We start from the raw sequence: 24,005 nt of genomic DNA on the forward strand, positions 1-24,005 counted from the left end.
GCCCGAACCCCGTCCGCCGAATCAGTATCCGGCGGACGGGGTTTTTGCTGCCTCCCGGATGATCTCCTCGAGTTCGTCTTCGCCCGCCAGGTTATACGGCCGCACCAGCTTATCGGCGGCCACATAGTAGAAGGCAGCCCGTACCTGCTCCAGCGGAACCCCCTTGAGCCGTGCCCAGGCCAGCCGGTACACGGCGAGCTGCACGGAGCGCACATCGAGCTTCTGCGACGACGGCGGAGCACCGGTTTTCCAGTCGATGAGGTCCCACGTGCCGTCCGCGTCCTGGAACACGGCGTCGATCCGGCCGCGGACGACGACGGTGTCCACCTTGGTCTCCACCGGCACCTCAATGAAGGCCGGCGTCCGCTGCGCCCAGTCCGAGGCCTCGAACGTGGCAATCATGTCCTCCAGCTGATAGGCCTCATCCACATAGGCGTCGGCAGCCCCGGGGTATTCATCGATGTCCAGCATGCCGCTGGTACCGAAGAATTCCTCGACCCAGGCGTGGAAGGCCGTGCCCTTGCGGGCGGCCATGCCCGGTTGCCTCGGCACCGGACGGCGGAGCTGCCGGGTAACCTCCGCCGGGTTGTCCTTCAGATCCACCAGCATGGACGCCGAAATGTGGGCGGGAAGCTCCACCTGCACCACCTCGTTCGGCGGACGGTGCCGCGCCAGCACCAGTTCCGTTTCGCGGCTCCAGCGCCCGATCAGCGACGCAGCGGCGGTATCAGCAGGCCCGGAATCCTGCCCGGACTGACGTTCTCCTCCCGGGCCCTCCCCCACGGCCCCGTTCAGGTTCCGGGCCTTTGCCGCCCGGCTTCCGGCCGATTCCAGCACGGCCTCTGCGGCGGCCTGCATCGCCTGCCGGCGCGGTCCCAGCGGGTCAACCGGCCATACCGCCCGTTCCGCCTCGGCGTTGGCCGGGTTTTCTGTCCCCTCATCTTCGGTGGCGACCCAGTGCAGGAGCCGGTAGCCCGGGGCTCCGGACTGCTCCAGGTCGTAGAGGTCCTGCAGGTAGCGCGACACTCCCAACGCCTTTGACCGCCCCCCGCCCCAGGCGGAGGAGGTGCAGATCAGCACGGACTTGGCGCGGGTGAACGCCACGTAGGCCAGCCGGCGTTCCTCGCGTTCGGCATGGCCCTTGGCATCTTCGCTGAAGAGCTTCTCGCTTTCCAGCCAGGACTTCTGGTCCACCTGTTCCCAGTCCCACTGCGGCAGGTCCAGGCTGTCACCGCGCAGCGTCCACGGGATCGCGGCGTCACCGCTGCTCCAGCGCGAATCCTTGTCATTGGGGAACGAGGTTTCGTTCAGGCCCGGAACCACCACGATGTCCCATTCCAGGCCCTTGGACGCATGGACCGTGAGGAGCTGGACCGCTTCCCGGCTCGGCTCAAGCGGCGTCACGGGCAGCCCGTTTTCCTCGGTGTTGGCCGCTTCCAGCCACGCCAGGAACGCAGCCAGATCCACCCGTTCGGCGGACGAGCTGAAGGTGGCTGCGGCGTCGATGAAGGCGTCCAGGTTCCGCCGGGACTCGTGCAGGGTCACGCCGGGCTTGGCGGCGACCTCGATGTCAAGCAGGATCCGGCGTTCCACTTCCCCGATCAGCGTGGTCAGGTCCTCGCCGACAAAACCGCGCAGGTCCCGGAGCTCGTTCCGCAGCCGGGTCAGGCGATTCAGACCCTCTTCGGAGAGGGACCTTCCGGCGTTGGACACCCAGCCGGGACGCGGCAGCGAGTCCACGGCTTCCACCAGGCTGCCGGCCTCCACCAAGTCCGCCTCCACAACAAGGTCCGGACCTTCGTCCGGGCCGTGGATATCCGCAGCGTCGGCAACCCGCACGGCCCGTTCACGGACGCGGACCAGGTGCCGGGACCAGTCAGCCAGTGCCATGAGGTCCGCCGGTCCAATCCGCCACCGGGCTCCGGCCAGGATCCGCAGCATCGAATCGGAACGCCCCGGGTCACCCAGGACCCGCAGGACAGCGAGCAGGTCAACCACTTCCGGGGTGGACAGCAGTCCGCCCAGCCCGACAATCTGCACCGGAATCCCCCGCAGCTCCAGTTCCTTGCGTATCGGTTCGAACTGCTTCCGCCCCCGGCACAGCACCGCCACCGTGGGCGTCAGTTCCTTCCCGCGGTCATCGTGCCCGCCGAGCTCCGCTTTGCGGCTGCGGTGGAACGCCACCTGCTCGGCTACGGCCTCGGCTTCCCCCAGGATCCGTTCCGGCGTGCCCTTGCCCGGCTCCACCGAGACATCACAGAGGTAGCGGCCCAGATACACCTCGCCTACGGGGGCGAGGGGCTTGGCCTGCAGCTCGGGTACGTGCGGCAGGCGCTGGTGCTTAAGCCACGGGGCAACCCCGTTGAGCGGGGTGGAGACGGTGTTGGCAGCCGCCAGCACCGAGGTGGAGTTCCGCCACGCGACGGACAGGTTCGCCAGCGGCGCCAGTTCCCGGCCGGTGTCGGTGAACAGCGGGAACTTCTCCCGGAAGGTGCCCAGCTGCCCGGCCGAGGCCCCGCGGAACCCGTAAATGGACTGATGCGGATCCCCCACGGCGGTGACGGAGCGGCCGTCGCCGAACAAGTTGGAGAAAAGCACCATCTGCGCGTGGGAGGTGTCCTGGAACTCGTCCAGCAGCACCACCTTGAACTTGGCGCGCTCCATTTCCACGGCTTCGGGGATGGTGGCGGCAATCCGGGCGGCCAGTTCCACGAGGTCGCCGAAGTCCAGCTGCCGGCGTTCCGCCTTGGCCTGCCGGTACGCTTCCACCAGTTCGGTCACGGAGATGCGCGTGCGAAGGCGGTTGATCAGCTTCCTGGCCGCCTGGGTGGGTTCCTTCGGCTTGCCGAACTGGTACGGCAGGGCCGTGACCGCGGCCACGTGGGCTTCGAGCTCGGCACGGACCTCGGCAGGGGTGCGCAGGTGTTCGGAGCATTCGCCGGCCATCTGCAGCACCGCCCCGACCAGGGTGGACTTGGCTGCGGTGAAATGTTCGTACTCACCGGAATAGGCTTCCACCACTTCGTTGGCCAGCTGCCAGGACTGCGCGCCGCCGAGCATGACTGAATCACGTTCGACGCCGATCCGCAGGCCGTAATCGTTCACGATCCCGTTCGCGTAGGAATGGTAGGTGGAAACACTGGGCTCCATCCGTTCCTCGCCGCCGCCGGCGGTGTCCGGATCCGCGGCACCGCCCGGCCCGGCGTCGAGCTGGTGATAGAGCAGGTTCAGGCGCGCCCGGATGCGTGAGGCCAGCTCCCCGGCCGCCTTGCGGGTGAAGGTGACCCCGAGGATCTCTTCGGGCCGGACCAGCTCGTTAGCCACAAGCCAGACCACCCGGTCCGCCATGGTCTTGGTTTTGCCCGACCCGGCACCGGCAATGACCAGCAGGGGTTCGAGGGGACCTTCGATGATCCCGGCCTGGTCATCGGTGGGGTACTCCACCGGCTTGTTGGGGTCGGTGTGCAGCAGTTCCGCCAGCTCCCGGGCGGAGTACTTCGGGACGGGCGCCGCTTCCGGCAGTTCCCCCGGCACCGTTACGGGCACGCTCACTCGGTGACCTGCTTTCCTTCAGCACAGATGGGACAGATTTCGGGCAGCCGGCAGCCGTTGCCGCCAAAACCGCTGCGGCCCGGGTCGTGGACGGTCTCGAAGAACGCGGCGGACATCAGCGCCGCCGCATTGCGGACCATGTCCCGCGCCGTGGTGTCATCGGGATCCAGCGGCGGCTGTTCCTGGACGGAAACGCCCTTGTTCGTGGTGCCCAGCTGCACCAGGGCGGCTCCGCCGGGCACCGGAGGGGCGTCCGGCAGCGCGCCTTCGCGCACCGCCTCCTGGTAGGCGGCCAGCTGCGGGTGGCCCTGCAGGTCGTCCTTCTTCGGGGCCGATTTGCCGGTCTTCAAATCCACGATGAACAGCCGGCCGTGCTCGTCGGCTTCCAGCCGGTCGATCTGCCCGCGCAGCAGGGCGGTGCGGACGGCGCCGTCGATCTCCACCGGCAGTTCCACCTCGAAGTCCTTTTCGACCGCGACGAGGGCCCGGCCGCTGCGGCGCATGGTGATGACGTACTCGGCGAGCTTGCGGACCATGGTTTCGGCCCGCTGGTAGTCCATCTGGCCTTCCCAGTTGTCCTTCATGCCCAGGGACGGCCAGCGTTTCTGCAGCTCCTGCACGTACTCGCTGCCGGCGGCGTCGGGCATGTCCTGGGCAATGGAATGCACCAGCGTGCCCAGTGAACGGGCGAAGTCGGTGGCCTGCTCGCCGCCCGCAGCGGAGACGAACCAGCTCAGGGGTGACTTCAGCACGGCGTCGACCTTGGAGGGTGACACCGGGATCCGCGCGTCCGGGGGCAGGATGGGCGCAGTGCTGGACAGCGGGGCGAGCCCCCACCACTGCTCCGGGTGGGCTCCCGGGACCGGAACGGGGTGGTTCAGCATGGTCCCCAGATGATGGACGGCTTCGGCGGCTGCTTCCGGATCTTCCGCGGGCTGCTGCGCGTAACGGCGCAGTTCGGCCACCAGCGAGCGCAGGGTGTGGGGGCGCAGGACTTCGGTGCGCTGCCGTTTTTCCGCCCCCGGTTCCAGCGGCGCCACGAGGTCAAGGAAGGACGAGGGCTGCTCGTCTTCGGACGAGACGGCCGTGCAGATCAGTACTTCGCGGGCACGCGAAATGGCGGTGGAGAAGCTGCGCAGTTCGTCAAATCGGATGGACTGCATCAGTGTCAACGGGCTGCGGTGTGCCCGGAAATTGTCGCCGTGCTCGACCGCTGCCACCAGCTCGCCGCTACCCAGCAGTTCACCGCGCAGGCGCAGGTTGGGCCACACATCCTGCTGGATGCCGGCGACTATCACCATCGGCCATTCCCGGCCCGCAGCACTGGCCGGGGTGAGCAGTTCCACTGCTTCGCGGCGCTGGGCACGGGCGGCCAACGTATCCATGGGCAGCTCTGAACTGGTGAGGTAGTCCAGGAACTGGGCCGGGGTGGAGCCTGGCAGCTGGTCGACATAGCGTTCAGCGGTCTGGAACAGTGCCATGATCGCGTCCAGGTCCCGGTCCGCGCGGGAGGCACCCGGGCCTCCGGACAGCGCGGTTTCCGCCCAGCGTTTGGACCAGCCGGAAACGGACCACAACGCCCACAGGACGGTCTCCGCCGTGGCTCCCGGCTCCTGGACTGCTGCCCGGCCCGCGGCCAGCATGGCTGAGATGCGCTGGGCGGCCGGGCGGGCATCCCAGCTCAGGCCCGCAAGGGCCCGGCCGGATTCCGATTCCGGGTCAAGCAGCGACTCCACCAGCAATACGTCACTGGTCCGTCCGCCGCCGGCGCTGCGTTCTTCCCGGCGCAGTGCCTGCCGCAGCCGGCGCAGTTCCAGCGTGCTGGCGCCGCCGATGCGCGAAGTCAGCAGGGACACCGCCAGCTCAGGGGTCAGCAGGTCCGGATCCAGTACGACGGCGAACGCGTCCAGCAGCGGGCGGACGGCGGCTTCATCGCGGACCGCCCGCTCGGCGACGGGGACCTTGACTTCGATCCCCTGGCCGGTGAGGTAGCGCTGGAGGGCAGCCAATTGGGCACCGGTCCGGACAATGACGGCGATGTCCTCGAGCGAACGGCCCTGCAGCAGCTGGGCTTCCAGGATCCGCTGCGCCACGTAGCGCTGCTCATGCATGGGGGTGTCCACTACATGGGCCTCGGCAGTACCCGCCAGCGGAGCGGCATCGGCTTCCGGAGCGTCGGGACCCGGTGCGTCGTCGGGGGTTCCGCCGTCGGCTGGAACATGTGCCGGCGCTTTCCCGATGAACCGGGCATCGGCCACGGCGGTGCGGTAGGACGGCAGCTGGCCGACCACGGAAATCCGTGAGGCCGTCCGGGTCCAGGCTCCCGCCAGCGAACCGGTCAGCCGGTGCGAGGTGGTCAGGACGCGGGTCTGGAGGCGGCCGTCAAAATGCCTGCCCAGCTGGCCCACCAGATCCGGGCGGGCGCCGCGGAAGCCCTGCACCACGGTGTCGGGGCAGGCGGCGGCGATGGAGTCCCCGGTGCCGGCGAGCAGCGCGTAGAGGCTGTGGATGGCCGGGTTGGCTTCCTGCAGGTCATCCACCAGCACCAGCTGCTGGCGTTCCCGCTCGGCGGCCAGGAATTCCGGATCCGAGTGCAGGATGTTGAGGGCTGACGTGATGATGCCTGCCGGATCAAAGGACTCCGGCATGCGCAGGTCCAGGACGTCCCGGTACTCGGCGTAGAGTTCCGCGGCGGCCACCCAGTCCGGACGGCCGTGCCGCTCACCCAGCTCGCGCAGCTCCTCGGCGGAGATGCCGTATTCAATGACGCGGTCGAAGAGCTGGCGGATTTCCTGTCGGAAACCGCGGGTCCCCAGGGCAAGGTCCAGGCTGTCCGGCCAGGGCAGTTCCGGCACCCCCTGCTGTCCGTGCCCTGCCAGCAGTTCCTTGATGATGACGTCCTGTTCGGCGCCGGAGAGCAGCTTCGGAGCCCGCGTGATGTAGGGCAGGCGGCCTTCGGTCTTGGCGCGCCGGATCAGGTCGAAGGCGTAGGAGGCCCAGGTGCGGGCGGGCGCGGTGCTCAGGGTTCCCTGCAGCCGTGCCGAGAGCGCATCCCGCAGGCCCGCAGCGGCAAGCCGTGAGGGGGCGAGCATCAGCAGATGGGAAGGATCAAGCCCGTCGCGTTCAATCCGTGCGACGGCGGCTTCCACCAGGACGGTGGACTTGCCGGTTCCCGGCGCTCCGAGGACGAGCACGGGGCCGCTGCCCGTTGGCAGGTCCACCACGGCCTGCTGGTCTGCGCTGAGCCGGGGCGCTGACAATGCGCTTGCAGCCGGACCGACGAGTTGGAGTTCAACGCTCATGGTTCCACTTCATCATGTCCCTCCGACATTCCTGATATCGGTGCCGCCGGTGGTTGCCGGCCGGTGGAGTCCGGCACCTCCGGGGCGGCCCGCTGGGTGTTCTGCAGACCGGTCCGCAGGCGGTCCAAACGGTCCCATTCCGCCTCGTCGGGCTGCCAGCGGGCGGCTTCGATCCGCACCCGGTAGCCCGCGCCGTCGTCGTCCGCCGTCCCGCGCACCGGGGTGCCCTCGAGCCGGTAGTGTTCCCAGGCGCGCCCTTCATGGCAGCGCGGGGGTTGTCCCGAGGACCGCAGGACCCGCCACCAGCACACCTCGGAGCCGCGTGCGGACATTACCGCGCCTACCTGGCGCGGGCCGCCGGCGTCGAGCAGTTCGGCTATGTCGCCATAGGAGAGCACGCGCCCGGGCGGTATGAGATCGGCCACAGCCAGCACCGCGTCGGCGTAGTCCCTGCGCATATCCAGTAGGGTACCGATGCCGGCGGCGCCGCCGCCAATCCCGGGAATGTCACCGCTCCCCGATAGGTTTGAGGCATGAACAGCTGGTATGAACTTCCCCGGGCGGCCTTCGACCTGGAGACCACGGGCCGGGACCCGCAGACCGCGCGGATCGTCACCGCATCCATCATCCTGGTCAACGGCCGGGGCGAAACCCTGCAGCACCACGAGTGGCTGGCCTGCCCCGAGATCCCGATCCCCGCCGAGGCGGCAGCCATCCACGGCATCACCAATGAACGCGCCCGGGCGGAGGGCGGGAACCCTGCCGCCGTCACGGCCGAGGTGGCCGAGGTGCTGGCCGGCATGTTCGCAGCCGGCATTCCCGTCCTGGCTTTCAACGCCTGCTACGACTTCACGGTCCTGGCCCGCGAATGCGAGCGCTTCGGCCTCACGGCTCCCCATCCGGTTCCCGTTATCGATCCGTACATCCTGGACAAGCAGGTGGACCGGTTCCGCCGCGGCAAGCGCACCCTCACCGCCATGGCCGAGCACTACGGCGTGGGGTTCGAGAACGCACACACCTCAGCGGCCGACGTCGCCGCCACCCTGTCCGTGGCGGCAGTCATGGCCGCGAAGTATCCGGAGCTGCAGTGCGATGCGCGCACCTTGCACGAGTCCCAGATCGGCTGGGCGGCAGGCCAGGCTGCCAGCTTCCAGGAATACCTGCGGCGCCGGGAGCCGGAAGCCGTGATCGACGGCAGCTGGCCGTTCCGTGCCGCACCGGACCACGCGCCCGGGTCCGTCCTCGACCCGGCCTGACCCCTCCGCGGCCGCCGTCCCGGCTCCTTCACGGGCCGTCACTTTGGCCGGAGCGCGGCGGCCACCATGCGATACTGGTTACTGTGTTTGGCGCTGATGGCGCCCCAGGCGTACCCGCGTTCCTACGCGCGCGTACCGTCTCGCGCCACGAGATTGGCAGGCACCCTCCGCACAGCCGGCATTTGGGCACGGCACAGAACCGTGCCCCCTTCCCCATGCTCCGGTCCGGCCATTGAACGCATATGACGAGGACGAATGATCACAGTTACCGACCTTCGCAAGGTCTACCGGCAGGGCGACCGCATGGTCACTGCACTGGACGGCGTGAGCCTGAGCGTGCCCAAGGGTTCGATCCACGGGATCATCGGCCACTCCGGTGCCGGAAAGTCCACCCTGGTCCGCTGCCTGACCCTGCTGGACCGGCCGACGTCGGGCTCGGTCACCATCGACGGCCGTGAGCTGACCGCTGTGAAGGACTCCGAGATCCGCGCGGCCCGCCGCCGGATCGGCATGGTGTTCCAGCACGCGAACCTCATGGACTCCCGCACCGCCGCCGCCAACATCGCCCACCCGCTGGAGCTGGTGGGCACGAAGAAGAGCGTCATCGACGCCCGGGTGAAGGAACTGCTGGCCCTCGTTGGCCTCGAAGGCAGCGCCGGAGCGTACCCCGCCCAGCTTTCCGGCGGACAGAAGCAGCGCGTGGGCATCGCCCGGGCACTGGCCTCCGATCCCGATGTGCTCCTGTGCGATGAGCCGACCTCGGCCCTGGACCCCAGCACCACGGACGACATCCTGGACCTGATCTCCGATCTCACCCGCCGCCTGGACCTGACGGTCCTGATCATCACGCACGAGATGAATGTGGTGAAGCGGATCTGCGATTCGGTATCCCTGCTCGAGGCAGGACGGGTGGTGGAACACGGCCCGCTGCGCGAGGTTGCCTCCGACCTGCGCGGCCGCCTGGCCAAACAGCTGATCCCGCTGCCCGTAACGCCGCCGTCGCCCGGCGGCCCGGTCCTGGAGCTGCTGTTCACGGGCCAGACCACGTCGGACCCGGTGCTTTCCGCGCTCACCCGCCGGTTCGACACCGATGTAAACGTCCTTGCCGGCAGCGTCGAGCTGCTGGCCGGCACCCGCTTCGGACGGCTGCGCATCCAGTTGGACACGCACACCGACATGGCCGCCGTCCATGAATACCTCGCCCTGCAGGGCGTCACCGTGGAGGTGGCAGCATGAACTTCCTGACCGGACTCTTCGACAACCCCGGAATCACCAAGGCACTGCCCGAAGCCGTGCTTGAAACCCTCCAGATGGTCGGCATCTCCGGCTTCTTCACCCTGCTGATCGGCCTGCCGCTGGGCGTGTTCCTGCACGTCAGTGCGCCCGGGGGCCTGCTCCCGATGAAGGTCGTCAACCGGATTGTCAGCGACATCATCGTCAACATCACCCGGTCGGTACCCTTCGCCATCCTCATGGTGACCCTGATTCCGCTGGCACGCCTCATCACCGGGACCTCAATCGGGCCCGTGGCCGCCTCCGTTTCGCTGAGCATCGCGACCATCCCGTTCTTCGCACGGCTGGTGGAAAACGCGCTCCGCGACGTCACCGGCGGCAAGATCGATGCCGCCCTGGTGATGGGATCAACCAAGATGCAGGTGGTCACCAAGGTGCTGCTGCGCGAGGCCCTGCCCGGCCTCGTCGCTGCCCTGACCACCACGCTGGTGACCCTCGTGGGCTACTCCGCCATGGCCGGCATTGTCGGCGGCGGCGGTCTCGGCCGGCTGGCCTACAACTACGGCGTCCAGCGCTTTGACACGCAGGTCATGGTGGTCACGATCATCATCATCGTGGCCCTCGTACAGATCATCCAGCTTGCCGGCGATTTCGTTTCCCGCCGGGTGGACCACCGGTCCGCCGCGGGCACCGGCCGGCGCAGCCGTCCGGCCACTGCGGTCACCGACGCCGCCGCCGTTCCCCGGACCGGCACGGACCGCGAATTCGACAAGACCTCTGTCTAGTCTCCGTCTTCGGCAGTACGGGGCCCTGCCCCGGCGCTGCCGGATCTGCAGCCAGTAGCCGCTAGCTGCACCTTCCCCGGACAGCGGAGTTCCGCTTCCCGGGTCACGTGAAAGGAACGCACTCGATGCGTAAAGCACTTACCCTCGTTGCCACCGGTGTGGCTACGGCCCTGGCGCTGACGGCTTGCGGTGGATCCGATTCCGCCTCCAGCGCCGTGGACAGCCTTGACCCCGCAAACCCGGTAACCCTGACCGTGGGCGCCAGCCCCACCCCGCACGCCCGGATCCTCGAGTTTGTCCGTGACAACCTCGCCGAGGGCACCGGGCTGGAACTCGAGATCCAGGAGTTTGACGACTACGTCACGCCGAACATCTCCCTGAACGACGGCGACAGCGACGTCAACTTCTACCAGCACCTGCCCTACCTGGAATCCCAGATGGAAAAGCAGGGCTACGACTTCGAGCACGGCGCAGGCATCCACGTGGAGCCGTACGCCGCGTTCTCCGATAAGCACGACGACGTCTCCTCCATCAAGGACGGCGCCCGGGTGATGGTCACCAATGACCCCTCCAACCAGGCCCGTGCCCTGAAGATGCTTGAGGAGGCCGACCTCGTGAAGGACATCGCCGACGACTCCTCGGTGCTGACCCTCACGGAGGAACAGAACTTCAAGAACCTGGACTTCCAGGAAAACAACCCTGAGCTGCTGGTCAACGACCTGGGGGATCCCACCGTGGACCTCGCCATCATCAACGGCAACTACATCCTCGAAGCCGGGCTGAACACCGACGACGCACTGCTGGTGGAATCGGCCGAGGACAACCCGTACGCCAACTTCCTGGTCTGGAAGACCGGCAACAAGGACGCACGGATCGACAAGCTCGAGGAACTGCTCCACTCCCCCGAAACCAAGGCCTTCATTGAAGAGACCTGGCCGAACGGCGACGTGACTGCCGCTTTCTAGGGCAGGACGACAAAAACCCCGCACTTCCCGTTTCAAGGGGAGGTGCGGGGTTTTTTACTGCCCTAAAAGCCGGGCCGGCCTTACGGCTGCGCCGCAGCCGCGGCCTGGGCGGCAGCCGGCAGCGCTGCGTAGATCCGGTTCATCGCGGCGTCGTCGTGGGCACCGGACAGGAACCAGGCCTCGAACACCGACGGCGGCAGGTACACGCCGGCGTCGAGCATCGAGTGGAAGAACGGCCGATACCGGAAGGCTTCCTGCGCCTGCGCCTGCTCGTAGTTGTGCACGCCGGTGGCGGACGTGCCGAAGGCGACGCTGAAGAGGCTTCCGGCGCGCTGGATGCTGTGGTCCACCCCGGCCTTGTCCAGTTCGGCGGACACTGCGGCGGAGAGCTCCGCGGAACGGGCGTCAACGTTGGCGTAGACCTCGGCGGTGGCGGCCTTCAGCGTGGCGACGCCGGCCGCCATCGCAATCGGGTTACCCGAGAGGGTGCCGGCCTGGTAGACCGGGCCCAGCGGTGCGAGGTAATCCATCACGTCTGCCCGGCCGCCCAGGGCTGCCACGGGCATGCCGCCGCCGATCACCTTGCCGAAGGTGAACAGGTCCGGCGTCCACGGTTCCGTTGCGTCGGCTGCGCCGCCGGTCAGGCCCCAGTAGCCGGCCGGTCCGGTGCGGAACCCGGTGAGTACCTCGTCGAGGATCAGCAGCGCGCCGTGCTCGGCCGTGATCCGGGACAGGGCGGCGTTGAAGCCCTCGTCCGGAGTGACCACGCCCATGTTCGCCGGGGCGGCTTCGGTGATCACGGCGGCAATGTTGGCGCCGTGCTCGGCGAACGCCTTTTCGACGGCGGACACGTCGTTGTACGGAAGTACCAGGGTTTCCGCGGCGGTCGCTTCGGTGACGCCGGCCGATCCGGGCAGTGCCAGGGTGGCCAGGCCGGAGCCGGCGGAGGCGAGCAGCCCGTCGAGGTGGCCGTGATAGCAGCCGGCGAACTTGATGACCAGGTTCCGGCCGGTGTAGCCGCGGGCCAGCCGGATGGCGGTCATGGTGGCTTCGGTGCCGGTGGACACCATGCGCAGGCGCTTCACGCCGGGCACGCGGTCCATGACCAGCTGCGCCAGCTCGGCTTCGGCCGGGGTGGACGCACCGAAGGACAGTCCGTTGTCCACGGCTGCGTGGACGGCGGCCAGGACGTCCGGGTGGGAGTGACCCACCAGCGCCGGACCCCAGGAGCAGACCAGGTCCACGTATTCGCGGCCCTCGGAATCGGTGATGTACGGGCCCTTGGCAGAGACCATGAAACGCGGCGTGCCGCCCACGGAGCCGAAGGCCCGGACCGGGGAGTTCACGCCTCCGGGCATCAGGGCCCGGGCGCGGTCAAAGAGTTCTTCGGACGAGGAGACAGGTGAGGACATTACTTGCTTTCCTTCAGCCAGGCCGCCAGCTCGGTGGCCCAGTAGGTGAGAATCATGTTGGCGCCGGCCCGCTTGATGCCCAGCACGGACTCTTCGATGGCCCGGCGGCGGTCAATCCAGCCGTTGGCGGCGGCAGCTTCAATCATCGCGTACTCGCCGGAGATCTGGTAAGCGCCCACCGGCACCGGGGACATGGCGGCCACGTCGGCCAGCACGTCGAGGTAGCTCATGGCCGGCTTGACCATCACCATATCGGCGCCTTCTTCGAGGTCCAGCTCCACTTCGAGGAGGGCCTCGCGGCGGTTCGAGGCGTCCATCTGGTAGGTCCGGCGGTCACCCTTCAGCTGGGAGTCCACGGCTTCGCGGAAGGGACCGTAGAACGCGGAGGCGTACTTCGCGGCGTAGGCGAACAGGGAGACATCGGTGAAACCGGCGGTATCCAGGGCGTGGCGGATGACGGCGATCTGTCCGTCCATCATGCCCGACGGGCCCAGCACGTGCGCGCCGGCGCGGGCCTGCTCCACCGCCATCCGGCCGTAGATTTCCAGCGTGGCGTCGTTGTCCACGACACCGTGTTCGTCCAGCACGCCGCAGTGTCCGTGATCGGTGAATTCGTCCAGGCAGACATCGCTCATGATGACGAGGTCGTCGCCGACTTCCCCGCGGACGGCGGCGATGCCGCGGTTGAGGATGCCGTTGGGATCGGTGCCCGCACTGCCGACGGCGTCACGCTCGGCGGGGATGCCGAACAGCATGATGCCGCCGATGCCCAGCCCTGCCGCTTCCGAAGCAGCCTTCTTCAGGCTGTCCATGGTGTGCTGGACGACGCCGGGCATGGAGGTGAGCGGGTTGGGCTCGGTGATGCCCTCACGGACGAAGACCGGAAGGATCAGTTCGGCCGGATCCAGCCGGAATTCAGCGGTCAGCCGCCGCATGGCGGGGGTGGTGCGGAGGCGGCGGGGACGGTGCTGGGGGAAGCTCATGGGGATGGTTCTGCCTTCCGGTAATGATGGGGAACTAGGGAGTAGGACCCGTAGACATAGCAACGGAGAGTGCGTGGGCTATTCCCGCCGGCGTTGGCTGCTTCGCCACGGCAGCCGGCGCCGCACCCAGTTCACGCATCCGCGCAGCCGTGCTGTCGCCGATGGCCACCAGCAGCGTTCCGGCCGGTACCGGCACACAGCGCCGGACGAACCGTCGGGCGATGCTCGGGGAGGTGAGGACGACGGCGCGGCGTCCGGCCGGTGCCGACGCGGCGAAGGACTCGGGGTTCAGCAGTCCTCCCCCGGTCACCGCGGGGGTGAAGCGCACGCCGGTGGCCGGGTAGTCCACCGTGCAGTACGCGGTGACGGCGCGGACCTCCCAGCCCAGGGCGGTCAGTGCCTCATGCAGGGACGGGTCGGCAATATCGGCCTGCGGCAGCAGCACCCGCAGGTCACCGCCCTCCGGATCCGATCCGGAGGGATCCGGCCAGGATGCGGCCAGGCCGCGGGCGGATTGGTCGGTGTCCGGCAGGAAATCGATATCGAAGCCGACTTCTTCCAGGGCCTGCCGCGTTCCGGCACCGACTGCCGCGATCCGGGTATCGGCGGGCACCAGGGCCTCGGGGCAGATGCCCAGCGCTGCACACCGGCGGGTCACGGCCCGCACGGTGGTGACACTGGTGAAGACCACCCAGGCGAACCGTCCGGCCTTCAACGAATTCAGTGCGCGGTCCAGCAGTGCGGTGTCCGCGGGGAACTGGAAATCGATCAGGGGCATCAGCGTCACCGACGCCCCGCAGTCCTGCAGTTCCCGGACCATGGCCGAAGCCCGGTCCGGGGTGCGTGGTAGGACAACGTTCAGCCCGGCGAGGTCCGGACCGTTGTGTCTGGCCGCCATCTCAGCAGCTCCGGAAGAGGGGCATCAGCTGGCAGGCAGGTCCGTGAGCTGCGCGGCGCCGGCCGCAAGCAGCTCCTCGGCAACCTGCACGCCCAAGGCGCGGGCGGCGTCTTCGGTGAGCTGCCCGGCAACGCCGGTGCGGCGCATCAGCCGGGTACCGTCGTCGCTGCAGACCACGGCTTCGAGCGTGATGCCTTCGGCTGCGACACTGGCCAGCGCACCGACCGGAGCCGTGCACCCTGCTTCAAGCCTGCCGAGCATGGCCCGTTCGGCTGCCACCGCAAGGCGGCTTTCGCGGTGGTCGTACGCGGCAAGTGCCGTCGCGAGCTGCCCTTCAACGGCGTCGGCCGCACGGCATTCCACGGCCAGCGCTCCCTGCCCGGGGGCGGGAAGCATCACGGCGGGATCAATGAACTCGGTAACCATGTTCAGGCGGCCCAGCCGGGCCAGGCCGGCGGCAGCCAGCACCACGGCGTCGAGGTCGCCGGGGGCGCCTTCGACCAGGCCGGCAACCCGGCCGAGGCGGGTATCCACGTTGCCGCGGATGTCCACGATCTCGATGTCCGGGCGGGCGGCCCGCAGCTGGGCTGCCCGGCGCGGGGAACCGGTGCCGATCTTCGCACCCGCGGGAAGCTGTGCCAGGGTCAGTCCGTCACGGGCACACAGCACGTCGCGGACATCCACCCGTTCCGGAATGGCGCCCAGGGCAAGGCCGTCCGCCGGGGTGGTGGGCAGGTCCTTGAGCGAGTGCACGGCAACATCGCAGTCTCCGCGCAGCAGCGACTCGCGCAGCGCGGCAACGAACACGCCGGTGCCGCCGATCTGCGACAGGGCGGCACGGTTGATGTCGCCCTCGGTGCGCACGCGGACCAGTTCGACGTCGAAGCCGCCGAGCCCGGACAGGGCCTCGGCCACGGTGGTGGTTTGGGTGACGGCCAGGGCGCTGCCGCGGGTGCCGATCAGGACGGGCGAGTGCGCCACTACTGGACGCCCACTGTGGAATCGGCGCCTGCAATGGTCGGCTTTTCGCCGCGCAGGTTCGCGCAGCAGCCGGGGCGGCAGACGTCGTACCACGGACCGAGTTCGGTCAGGGCGGGGCGGATGGCGATGTTGTTTTCCAGGGTGCGTTCCTGCAGCAGGTCCACCAGGCCGGACACGAAGGTCTCGTGGATGCCCGGGGTCGGGGTGCGGTCAGCCGCCAGGCCCAGTTCCCGGCAGGTAGCCATGGCCTCGGTATCGAGGTCCCAGAGGACTTCCATGTGGTCGCTGACGAAGCCCAGCGGAACAATCACCACGCCGTTGACGCCCTTGGCGGGCAGTTCGGCAATCGCGTCGTTGATGTCCGGTTCCAGCCAGGGGATGTGCGGGGCGCCGGAGCGGGACTGGTAGACCAGCTGCCAGTCCAGGCCCGCGGCTTCGGGGATCCGGTCCATGATGGCGCGGGCGTTGGCCAGGTGCTGGGCAACGTAGGCGCTGCCTTCTTCGAACTCCCGGTCACGCGGGCCGGAGGCTTCGGCGTCGGCCGTGGGGATGGAGTGGGTGGAGAAGAGGATCTCGATCTTCCCGTTTTCCACGCCCTGGGCCGCAAGCTGCTCGCGGACCTTCGCCACGGACCCGCGGACGCCTTCGACGAAGGGTTCCACGAAGCCCGGGTGGTCAAAGTACTGGCGGACCTTGTCCACGTGCAGCTTCTTGTCCAGGCCGGTCTTCAACAGGTTCATGCCCAGGTCTTCGCGGTACTGGCGGCAGCTCGAGTACGAGGAGTAGACGCTGGTGGTGACCATGAGGATGCGGCGGTGGCCGGCGTCGTAGGCCTCCTGCAGGACGTCCTTGATGTAGGGAGCCCAGTTCCGGTTGCCCCAGAGGACGGGGAGTTCGACGCCGCGGCGTGCCAGCTCTGCTTCCAGGGCAGCCTTCAGCGCACGGTTCTGCTCATTGATGGGGCTGATGCCGCCGTTGGCGCGGTAGTGGGTGGCCACTTCCTCCAGCCGCTCGTCGGGGATGCCGCGGCCGGCGGTGACGTTACGCAGGAAGGGAATGACATCTTCCTGGCCTTCCGGACCGCCGAAGGAGGCCAGCAGGATGGCGTCGTAATGCTTCGGGGCCATGCGGCCGTTTTCGTCGACGCCCTCAAAGGGGTCGAAGGCAGGCTCGTTGGAAACAGCGGATGTCATTTGAGTACCTCGGCAACTTCGGCGGCCGGAATACGCCGGCCGGTATAGAACGGGACTTCTTCACGGACGTGGTTGCGGGCCTCGGTGGCGCGCAGGTGGCGCATCATGTCGACGAGGTCCACCAGATTGGGGGCTTCAAGGCCCAGGATCCATTCCCAGTCGCCCAGGGCGAAGGAGGCCACGGTGTTGGCCAGGACCTGGGGGAATTCGCGGCCGAGCATGCCGTGGTCGCGCAGCATCTTGCCGCGTTCCTCGGCGGGCAGCTGGTACCACTCGTAGGAGCGGACAAACGGGTAAACGCAGATCCAGGTCTCGGGATCGATGCCCCGGGCGAAGGACGGCCAGTGGTTCTTGGAGAACTCCGCGTCGCGGTGCACGCCCATGGCGGACCAGGCGATCTCGGTGCCGGCAAACAGCTCGGACCGGCGGATCTGCCGCAGGGCCGCCTGCAGCGCTTCCGGCGCGCTGCCGTGCAGCCACACCATCACGTCGGCATCCACGCGCATGGCGGAGACGTCGTACAGGCCGCGGAGCGTGACGTTGCTGGCTGCCAGGTCCTTGGTCAGGGCCTCGAAGGCAGCAACTGCACCGTTCGAGACCGGCGCTTTCGGCATGGAGGACCGCTTGAAAACGGTCCAGAGGGTAAAGAACTGTTCGTCGTTGCCGGCCGTTCCGGCGGCGCTGCGGTCCATCGTCTCACTCATGTTTAACAGTCTGCCCTTTGCGTATAGGTAAGTCGAAACACCGCACTTCTACAAAGTGTAGAAAGTGCGGAAGATCACAGCAGTGCGTTGGCGAGCGCTGCCATTCGGGTGCGGGTGTCGGCGGTGACCGCGGCCAGTCCGGTTCCGGCCAGCCAGGCTCCCACCGCTTCCAGTCCGTGCGATTCGGCCACGGCCGCGCGGACGGCGTCCACCCGGTCCTTATGCCCTACGGCGGCGGAGGGCAGTGCGCCCACCCACCGGACCACGTCCCACCCGACGACGTCGTCGGCCTTGATGCGCACCTGCAGCAGACCGGACGCGTCGGCCACGGCCTGGCGGAAGAGGTCGTCGTCGGCGCGGGCCACGTGCGAGGGTTCCGCGGCGGAGTCCTCCGGCGAGAGCGCCCGCCCGTAGGAAAGGCGCAGCACATGCGTGCCCGGGCCGGTGGAATCGGCGAGCCACTGCCATTTGGCGGTGGCGTGGGTCATTGCCTTCGCATCGATGCCATCCACTTCCCGGGACACCAGGACGCCGGTGCCGCGCGGCATGGCGTCCAGTTCCGGCAGGTCCACCACCAGGGTTACCAGGGCAACCCCCGGTCCCGGCTGCGGACGATAGGCTGCCACCTCGGGCAGCGCGGTGGCCAGGAGGTCAACAGCTGCCGGGCCTTCGGCCGCCACCACCACGGCGTCGGCTACCAGTTCCGGCCCGCCGCTGCAGTGGATCCGCCACCCTTCGGCACCCCTGGCAAGGGATTCGGCACGGATGCCGGAGCGCAGGCGGGCACCGGAGGTTTCCAGATCGGCGACCAGCGCTTCGGTCAGCCGGCCCATTCCGCCGTCGAGTCCGGCCACGGCCGAACCGGCAGGGGCCGCCGCGCGCATCGCGCCGACAGCCGCCCCAAGGGAGCCGTGCCGGGAGATCGCAGAGCGCAGGCCCGGTGCCACGGAGTCGACGTCGAGCACGTCGGGGTCGGAGGAATAGACGCCGCCGACCACCGGAGTGACGAGCCTGCGAAGCACTGCTTCACCCATTCGGGCCCGCACCACTTCCCCCAGGCTCATGGACGGGCGGCGGCTCAGGTTACCCACCGGCAGGACCTTGTCCATGGCTGCCCGGGCTGCTCCCGCGCGGCCCAGGGCACGGACAATGTCAGGATGGCGGGGGTCTGCGGGAATACCGAGCAGGCCGCTGCTCGGCATCTGCTGTGCTCCCGACGGCAGGTCCTGGGCCGCCAGCTGCAGCCACGACCCGGCCGGATTGGGCAGGACCACCGCGTCTGCCAGGCCAAGTTCCCCCACCAGGTCCGGAACGGCCGGTGACCGCGTAGCGAAGGATTCCGCGCCGCTGTCCAGCTGTACGCCGGCCACCTCGTGCCGGCCGACGCAGCCGCCGAACCGGTCCGAGGCCTCCACCACGGTCACCTGGACGCCTGCGCGCTGCAGGTCCCGGGCTGCGATGAGGCCGGAAATGCCGCCGCCTATAACAACGGCCGTGGGACCGCTCGGGACCGGGCCGCCTGCGGATTCCGCCTTTGCGGCTTTTTCCGGCTTGGTGAGGAAACGGTGGGGCATGCCTACGGCTCCACAGAATGGATCAGTTCGACCACCCGCGTCAGGACGCCGGCGTCGGTTTCCGGCGGCACGCCGTGGCCCAGGTTGACCACGTGGCCGGGAGCGTCCGCGCCTGCAGCAAGGACCTCGCGGACGTGTGCTTCGAGGATGTCCCACGGGGCGCTCAGCAGTGCCGGGTCAATATTGCCCTGCAGCGGCGTCGTGCCGCCGAGGCGGCGGTTGGCTTCGTCCAACGGCAGCCGGTAATCCACGCCGACAACGTCCACGCCGACGTCGCGCATGGCCACCAGCAGCTCGGACGTGCCGGTGCCGAAATGCACCAGCGGGGCGCCGAGGCCGCGCACATGGTCCAAGGCACGGGAGGAGGCAGGCGCTACGTGCTTGACGTAGTCGGCCAAACCAAGGGAACCGGCCCAGGAGTCGAAGAGCTGGCCGGCGCTGGCGCCTGCTTCCAGCTGCGCGCGCAGGAACATTCCGGACGCGTCGGCGGCCCAGGCGGTCAGCGCCTGCCAGGCATCGGGATCAGCGTGCATCATGGTGCGCGGGCCGAGGTGGTCGCGGGACGGCTTGCCCTCGACCATGTAGGCGGCCAGGGTGAACGGCGCGCCGGCGAATCCGATCAACGGCTTGGAACCAAGCTCGGCAACCGTCAGCCGCACGGCTTCCCGGATCGGTTCCAGGGCCTCTTCGGTCAGCCGCGGCAGGGCGGCGACGTCGGCGGCGGTACGCACCGGACTGCCCAGCACCGGTCCGACGCCGGGAACGATGTCTACGTCCACGCCGGCCAGTTTCAGCGGAATAACGATGTCGGAAAAGAAGATGCCCGCATCCACGTCGTGCCGGCGCACCGGCTGCAGGGTGATCTCCGCCGCCAGCTCGGGCCGGAGGCAGGATTCCAGCATGCCGATCCCCTGCCTGGCTTTCAGGTACTCGGGCAGGGACCTGCCGGCCTGACGCATAAACCACACCGGGCGGCGGGCGGGGGTTCCGCCGCGGTACGCGGTGATCAGGGGGGAATCGGCCGTCCGGCCGTCCAGCAGCGGGTGCGTGGCGCTAAGAGTCATACCTTGATTCTCCCCAAAATCTGGGACAAGCCATAACCGGGCCCCTCCCGGCGGCCGCAGTGGCGCTTCTCACACCCGTGAGGGGCCAATTCCGGCAGTGCGATTGAAGGTATCCTCCCGGGCGTGGCTAGTATTGACCTACTGTGGTTCTACTTTCCCTCATTGCTACGCACACCGACGTAGACCTGGAGACTGTCGCCCGGCTGAGCGCCGGCGCATCCGAGGTCTCGTCTTCGCTGGTCGATTCCGGAACCGCCGTCTCCGGCTCCGTTGTCCTCGCTACCTGCAACCGGCTGGAGGTGTATTGCGAAACCGGCTCGGAAGCGGACATTGAAGCCGCCCGTTCCGCCGTTGTTGCAGAAATCAGCCGGCACTCCGGCATGAGCGAAGACCTGGTCTCCCGCTCCTTTGCCACGAACACCGGCGAGTCCGTTCCCCAGCACCTGTTTGCCGTCGGCGCGGGCCTGGATTCCGCCGTCGTCGGCGAACGCGAAATCGCCGGCCAGGTGCGCCGGGCACTGATTGAAGCCCAGGAGAGCGGAACCGCCAGCGGCGGCCTCACCCGCCTATTCCAGACCGCTTCCCGCACCGCCAAGGACGTCGGCGCCCTTACAGCCCTCGGTAAACGGGGGCTTTCCATTGTTTCGGTTGCCCTGGGCCTGGCCACGGACCTGTCCGAGGACCGCGACTGGTCCCGGAAGTCGGTGGTCGTGTTCGGCACCGGTGCCTACGCCGGCGCCACCATGGCCCTGCTCAAGGAGCGGGGCTGCACCGACATCAGTGTCTACTCCTCCTCCAACCGCGCAGAGTCCTTCGCCGCCTCCCGCGGCGGGAAGCCCCTGACCCGTTCGTCCCTGCCCGAGGCACTGACCCGGGCCGACGTCGTCATCGGCTGCAGCGGCAGCGACAGCCAGGTCAGCGCCGAAGATGTCCGCCGCGTCCGTGCAGCGGCCGGCAAGCCGCTGATCATCATTGACCTTGCCCTGACGCACGACTTCGATCCGGCCGTCCGCGAGATCGACGGCGTCGAGCTGATCACCCTGGAGTCCGTCCGGCTGGCCGCACCGGCCGAGCAGGCCGAATCGCTGAAGCAGGCGAGCACCATCGTCGCCGATGCCGCGAAGAACTTTGCGAAGCAGCAGCTGAGCCGCGAAATGGACTCAGCCATCGTCGCCCTGCGCCGGCACACCCTGGACGTGCTGGAATCGGAGCTGGAGAAGGTCCGCGCCCAGCACGGGTGTACCGGAGCGGCACAGGAAGTGGAGTTTGCCATGCGCCGCATGGTCAAGCAGCTGCTCCACGTTCCCACCGTCCGCGCCCGGGAACTGGCCGCAAGCGGCCAGCAGGAGGACTACATCCGGGGCCTTGAGGCCCTGTACGGGATCACGGTGGAGCGCAGCGACGACGCGGCGCCCGCCAAGCGTGCCGGTTCCCCTGCCGACGACGGCGCCGCCGGCTCGGATGACGACGCCGAGTCGAAGTCCGCGTAGGGATCCTCAGTAGACCGGCTTCTCCGGTTCCACCCGGCGTACCCACTCCAGGATGCCGCCGGTGACGTTGTAGACCTCCGGATAGCCGACGCGGCGCAGGTAGGCCGCGACCTCGGCGGACCGCGCCCCTGACTTGCAGTGCACGTATACCGGCCGTCCCGGCTCCGGCCGGAACTCCCCCGCCAGCACGGCGCCCCGCGGCGCCAGCCGGGCACCGTCGATGCGGACAATGTCATGTTCCCCCGGCTCCCGGACGTCCAGCAGTTCGAAGTCCCGGAACCCGGCCGAGCGTTCTGCCAGCAGGTCCCGCAGCACGGCCACGTCCACTTCCGCCCCGGCGGGTGCAGGCTCCGCCGGCGCAAGGCCGCAGAATGCCTGGTAATCACTGAGCGCCGTCACGGGCAGGGCCTCCGGGTCCCGCCGGACCTTCAGCTCGCGCCAGCTCATCTCCAGGGCGTTGAAGACCAGGACCCGGCCCAGCAGGGTCCGGCCCGTTCCGGTGATCAGCTTGATGGCCTCATTGACCATGACCGAGCCGATCTGCGCACAGAGCACCCCGAGCACGCCCCCTTCCGCGCAGGAAGGAACGGAACCGGCCGGCGGCGCCTGCGGGAACAGGTCGCGGTACGTGGGACCGTATTTGCCCCAGAACACGCTGACCTGCCCGTCGTAGCGGAGGATCGACCCCCACACGTACGGCTTGCCCAGGATTTCCGCGGCGTCGTTGATCAGGTAGCGGGTGGCGAAATTGTCCGTGCCGTCCACAATCAGGTCATAACCGGAAAAGATTGCCAGGACATTGGAGTTGTCCAGCCGCTCGCGGTGCAGGACCACCTGGACCAGCGGATTCAGCTCCGCCACGGAGCGGGCCGCGGACTCCGCCTTGGGGGTGCCGACGTCGGATACGCCGTGGATGACCTGGCGCTGCAGGTTGGAGACATCCACGACGTCGTCGTCGACAATGCCGAGCGTGCCCACGCCCGCCGCAGCCAGATAGAGCAGCGCCGGGGAGCCCAGCCCGCCGGCCCCCACCACCAGCACCCTCGCGTTCTTCAGCCGGCGCTGTGCCGTGGGCCCGAACCCGGGGATGATGAGGTGGCGCGAGTAGCGTTCGGTTTCGTCGCGGGTGAGGTCCGCGCCGGGCGCCACCAAAGCAGGTAGTTCCCCGACAGGGGCGGATGCACTTGCTAAGGTCATGAAGTCCAATCTAAGCCACAGGTATGGCGGTGGGACCTGTCGCTTCGAATACCCGCGGGTAAACTAAGGGTCATTGTCCGTGCAGCTAAGGGCTCCGGAACTGTTGAGAGGTCCACCAGTGAGTAACCAGGCAGCCGGCAAACCGGTTCGACTCCCCCGGGAGGAACGCCGCCGGCAGCTGCTAAGCGCAGCGCAGGAAGTGTTTGTCAGTAACGGCTTCCACGGTGCGGCCATGGACGAGATCGCCGAAGCGGCGCACGTCAGCAAACCCGTGCTCTACCAGCACTTCCCCGGCAAGCGCGAGCTGTACATGGCCCTGCTGGACAACCACCTGAACACGCTGACGGAGTTCCTGCGCACCGCCTTGACCTCCACCACGGACAATAAGCTTCGGGTGCGGGAAACCATGCGGGCCTATTTCCGTTTCGTGGCGCAGGACAGCCAGGGGCACCGGATGGTTTTCGAATCCGACCTCACCAATGACGCCGAGGTCAGCGCCCGTATTGAGGAATTCAATGCCCGCTTCGCCAACAGCATTGCCGGCGTCATTGCCGAAGACACCAAGCTTTCCCACCTCGAGGCCACCCTGCTCGGCCGCGCCCTGGCCGGAATGGCGCAGGTCAGCGCCCGATACTGGCTGGAAACCGACGGCGGCCTGGACATCGATGCGGCAAGCGAGCTGGTTTACCGTTTAGCTTGGCGCGGAATCAGCCGGTTCCCCAAGGAGATCTAGAGTAGATTTCGATCAGTTCTTAAATCGTTAATCAGGAGGCACCACGGTGGAAGTAAAAATCGGCATTCAGAATGTAGCCCGCGAAATTGTCTTCGAATCCAGCCAGAGCGCTGATGAGGTCGCCGACGCAGTGGAGCAGTCCCTCGCCAACGGCGCCCTGCTCCGGCTCAAGGACATCAAGGGCCGGCTGATCGTGGTTCCCGGTGCATCCATCGGCTACGTCGAGATCGGTGCCGAGGAAGTCCGCCGCGTCGGTTTCGGCGCCCTCTAACCCGCCGCTTCCATGCTTAGCCTGATCCTGGTCACGCTGACCGCCGTTGCCGCGGGCTTCGCGGTCTGGGCTGCGGACCGCCGCCGCGCCTTCTACGGCGCGCTGCTGCTCCCGGGCATTTCCGTATGTGCTGCGCTCATCACATGGCTGGTACTGCGCGCGGCCGGAGTTACCGCTTTCGAAGCGGACTGGATCGGCTGGGCCATCCCGGTGGCGGTGTCGATCCTGGCGCCGCTCGTGGCGGCCGTACCGATCGGACGCAGCCGCGCCAAGGCGGACACAGCGGAGACGGAGCGCATCCTGCGCCTGTAGGTCCCCTTGGACCGGGAACCGGCAACGGATCTGCTGGACCTGCAACAAAACGTCGAAAGGGCGGTGCTGTCGCACCGCCCTTTCTTCGTGTCCCACGTGG

Annotated in this window: 20 protein-coding genes; 8 read left to right on the forward strand and 12 right to left on the reverse strand. The window is 68.2% G+C overall.

Annotated features, from left to right (window positions below; all coding sequences use genetic code 11):
- Positions 1 to 21 precede the first annotated feature (21 nt).
- From NNX35_RS01185 to NNX35_RS01195, 3 genes are read right to left on the reverse strand one after another with little or no spacing between them, the layout of a single operon-like run.
- The gene (locus NNX35_RS01185; RefSeq protein WP_370646973.1) at positions 22 to 3,546 is read right to left on the reverse strand and encodes an ATP-dependent helicase; all 3,525 of its coding nucleotides are present in this window, start codon (positions 3,544 to 3,546) and stop codon (positions 22 to 24) included.
- Between the two features lie 2 nt (positions 3,547 to 3,548).
- Positions 3,549 to 6,854, reverse strand: a complete 3,306-nt coding sequence (locus tag NNX35_RS01190) for an ATP-dependent DNA helicase (RefSeq protein ID WP_255866777.1) — start codon at positions 6,852 to 6,854, stop codon at positions 3,549 to 3,551.
- Positions 6,851 to 7,312 (reverse strand): MGMT family protein, encoded by a 462-nt coding sequence (locus tag NNX35_RS01195; protein ID WP_255862702.1) that lies wholly within the window; start codon positions 7,310 to 7,312, stop codon positions 6,851 to 6,853. The genes NNX35_RS01190 and NNX35_RS01195 overlap by 4 nt, the downstream gene beginning before the upstream one ends.
- Before the next feature lie 75 nt (positions 7,313 to 7,387).
- Here NNX35_RS01195 and NNX35_RS01200 point away from each other — a divergent pair, with 75 nt between their 5' ends.
- The 4 genes from NNX35_RS01200 (at position 7,388) to NNX35_RS01215 (ending at position 11,093) form a co-directional block, all read left to right on the forward strand.
- Positions 7,388 to 8,110: a 3'-5' exonuclease gene (locus tag NNX35_RS01200; protein WP_255862701.1), complete on the forward strand. Its 723-nt coding sequence runs from the start codon at positions 7,388 to 7,390 to the stop codon at positions 8,108 to 8,110.
- A 255-nt stretch (positions 8,111 to 8,365) separates the two neighbouring features.
- On the forward strand, positions 8,366 to 9,346 hold the full coding sequence (locus NNX35_RS01205; protein WP_227918405.1) for a methionine ABC transporter ATP-binding protein: 981 nt from the start codon (positions 8,366 to 8,368) through the stop codon (positions 9,344 to 9,346).
- On the forward strand, positions 9,343 to 10,128 hold the full coding sequence (locus tag NNX35_RS01210; protein WP_255862700.1) for a methionine ABC transporter permease: 786 nt from the start codon (positions 9,343 to 9,345) through the stop codon (positions 10,126 to 10,128). Before NNX35_RS01205 ends, NNX35_RS01210 begins: the two co-directional genes overlap by 4 nt.
- 125 nt (positions 10,129 to 10,253) lie before the next feature.
- Positions 10,254 to 11,093: a MetQ/NlpA family ABC transporter substrate-binding protein gene (locus tag NNX35_RS01215; protein ID WP_255866778.1), complete on the forward strand. Its 840-nt coding sequence runs from the start codon at positions 10,254 to 10,256 to the stop codon at positions 11,091 to 11,093.
- Positions 11,094 to 11,173: 80 nt separating this feature from the next.
- Here NNX35_RS01215 and hemL read toward each other — a convergent pair whose 3' ends face one another.
- The 8 genes from hemL to hemE all read right to left on the reverse strand — a co-directional run bounded on the left by hemL (position 11,174) and on the right by hemE (position 19,902).
- Positions 11,174 to 12,505 carry a glutamate-1-semialdehyde 2,1-aminomutase gene (gene hemL / locus NNX35_RS01220; protein WP_255764767.1) on the reverse strand — a complete coding sequence of 444 codons (1,332 nt, stop codon included), beginning with the start codon at positions 12,503 to 12,505 and terminating at the stop codon, positions 11,174 to 11,176.
- On the reverse strand, positions 12,505 to 13,488 hold the full coding sequence (gene hemB / locus NNX35_RS01225; protein WP_255764768.1) for a porphobilinogen synthase: 984 nt from the start codon (positions 13,486 to 13,488) through the stop codon (positions 12,505 to 12,507). The genes hemL and hemB overlap by 1 nt, the downstream gene beginning before the upstream one ends.
- A gap of 34 nt (positions 13,489 to 13,522) precedes the next feature.
- Entirely contained in the window at positions 13,523 to 14,386 is an 864-nt protein-coding gene (locus NNX35_RS01230) for a uroporphyrinogen-III synthase (protein ID WP_255866779.1), read from the reverse strand.
- A gap of 24 nt (positions 14,387 to 14,410) precedes the next feature.
- Positions 14,411 to 15,367 (reverse strand): hydroxymethylbilane synthase, encoded by a 957-nt coding sequence (gene hemC, locus NNX35_RS01235; RefSeq protein WP_255866780.1) that lies wholly within the window; start codon positions 15,365 to 15,367, stop codon positions 14,411 to 14,413.
- A complete protein-coding gene (locus NNX35_RS01240) occupies positions 15,367 to 16,560 on the reverse strand; it encodes a ferrochelatase (RefSeq protein WP_255866781.1) in 1,194 nt (397 codons plus the stop codon). The genes hemC and NNX35_RS01240 overlap by 1 nt, the downstream gene beginning before the upstream one ends.
- Positions 16,557 to 17,264: a hydrogen peroxide-dependent heme synthase gene (gene hemQ, locus NNX35_RS01245; protein WP_255866782.1), complete on the reverse strand. Its 708-nt coding sequence runs from the start codon at positions 17,262 to 17,264 to the stop codon at positions 16,557 to 16,559. Before hemQ ends, NNX35_RS01240 begins: the two co-directional genes overlap by 4 nt.
- A 74-nt stretch (positions 17,265 to 17,338) precedes the next feature.
- On the reverse strand, positions 17,339 to 18,838 hold the full coding sequence (hemG, locus tag NNX35_RS01250) for a protoporphyrinogen oxidase (protein ID WP_255866783.1): 1,500 nt from the start codon (positions 18,836 to 18,838) through the stop codon (positions 17,339 to 17,341).
- 2 nt (positions 18,839 to 18,840) lie between these two features.
- Positions 18,841 to 19,902, reverse strand: a complete 1,062-nt coding sequence (hemE, locus tag NNX35_RS01255; protein ID WP_255764774.1) for a uroporphyrinogen decarboxylase — start codon at positions 19,900 to 19,902, stop codon at positions 18,841 to 18,843.
- A gap of 143 nt (positions 19,903 to 20,045) precedes the next feature.
- Between hemE and NNX35_RS01260 the strand changes: the two genes are divergently transcribed.
- Positions 20,046 to 21,392 (forward strand): glutamyl-tRNA reductase, encoded by a 1,347-nt coding sequence (locus tag NNX35_RS01260; protein ID WP_255764775.1) that lies wholly within the window; start codon positions 20,046 to 20,048, stop codon positions 21,390 to 21,392.
- A gap of 6 nt (positions 21,393 to 21,398) precedes the next feature.
- Here NNX35_RS01260 and moeB read toward each other — a convergent pair whose 3' ends face one another.
- Positions 21,399 to 22,589 (reverse strand): molybdopterin-synthase adenylyltransferase MoeB, encoded by a 1,191-nt coding sequence (gene moeB, locus NNX35_RS01265; protein ID WP_255862694.1) that lies wholly within the window; start codon positions 22,587 to 22,589, stop codon positions 21,399 to 21,401.
- A gap of 118 nt (positions 22,590 to 22,707) precedes the next feature.
- Between moeB and NNX35_RS01270 the strand changes: the two genes are divergently transcribed.
- From NNX35_RS01270 to NNX35_RS01280, 3 genes are read left to right on the forward strand one after another with little or no spacing between them, the layout of a single operon-like run.
- Entirely contained in the window at positions 22,708 to 23,322 is a 615-nt protein-coding gene (locus NNX35_RS01270) for a TetR/AcrR family transcriptional regulator (protein ID WP_255862693.1), read from the forward strand.
- Between the two features lie 46 nt (positions 23,323 to 23,368).
- Complete coding sequence (locus NNX35_RS01275; protein WP_227918419.1) at positions 23,369 to 23,593, forward strand: DUF3107 domain-containing protein; 225 nt, start codon at positions 23,369 to 23,371, stop codon at positions 23,591 to 23,593.
- Positions 23,594 to 23,605: 12 nt separating this feature from the next.
- Positions 23,606 to 23,905, forward strand: a complete 300-nt coding sequence (locus NNX35_RS01280) for a hypothetical protein (RefSeq protein ID WP_255866784.1) — start codon at positions 23,606 to 23,608, stop codon at positions 23,903 to 23,905.
- The last annotated feature ends 100 nt before the right edge of the window (positions 23,906 to 24,005 follow it).

Origin of the sequence: Arthrobacter sp. zg-Y844, assembly GCF_024385465.1 — a bacterium.
In the GTDB taxonomy this organism is placed as follows: Bacteria; Actinomycetota; Actinomycetes; order Actinomycetales; family Micrococcaceae; genus Arthrobacter_B.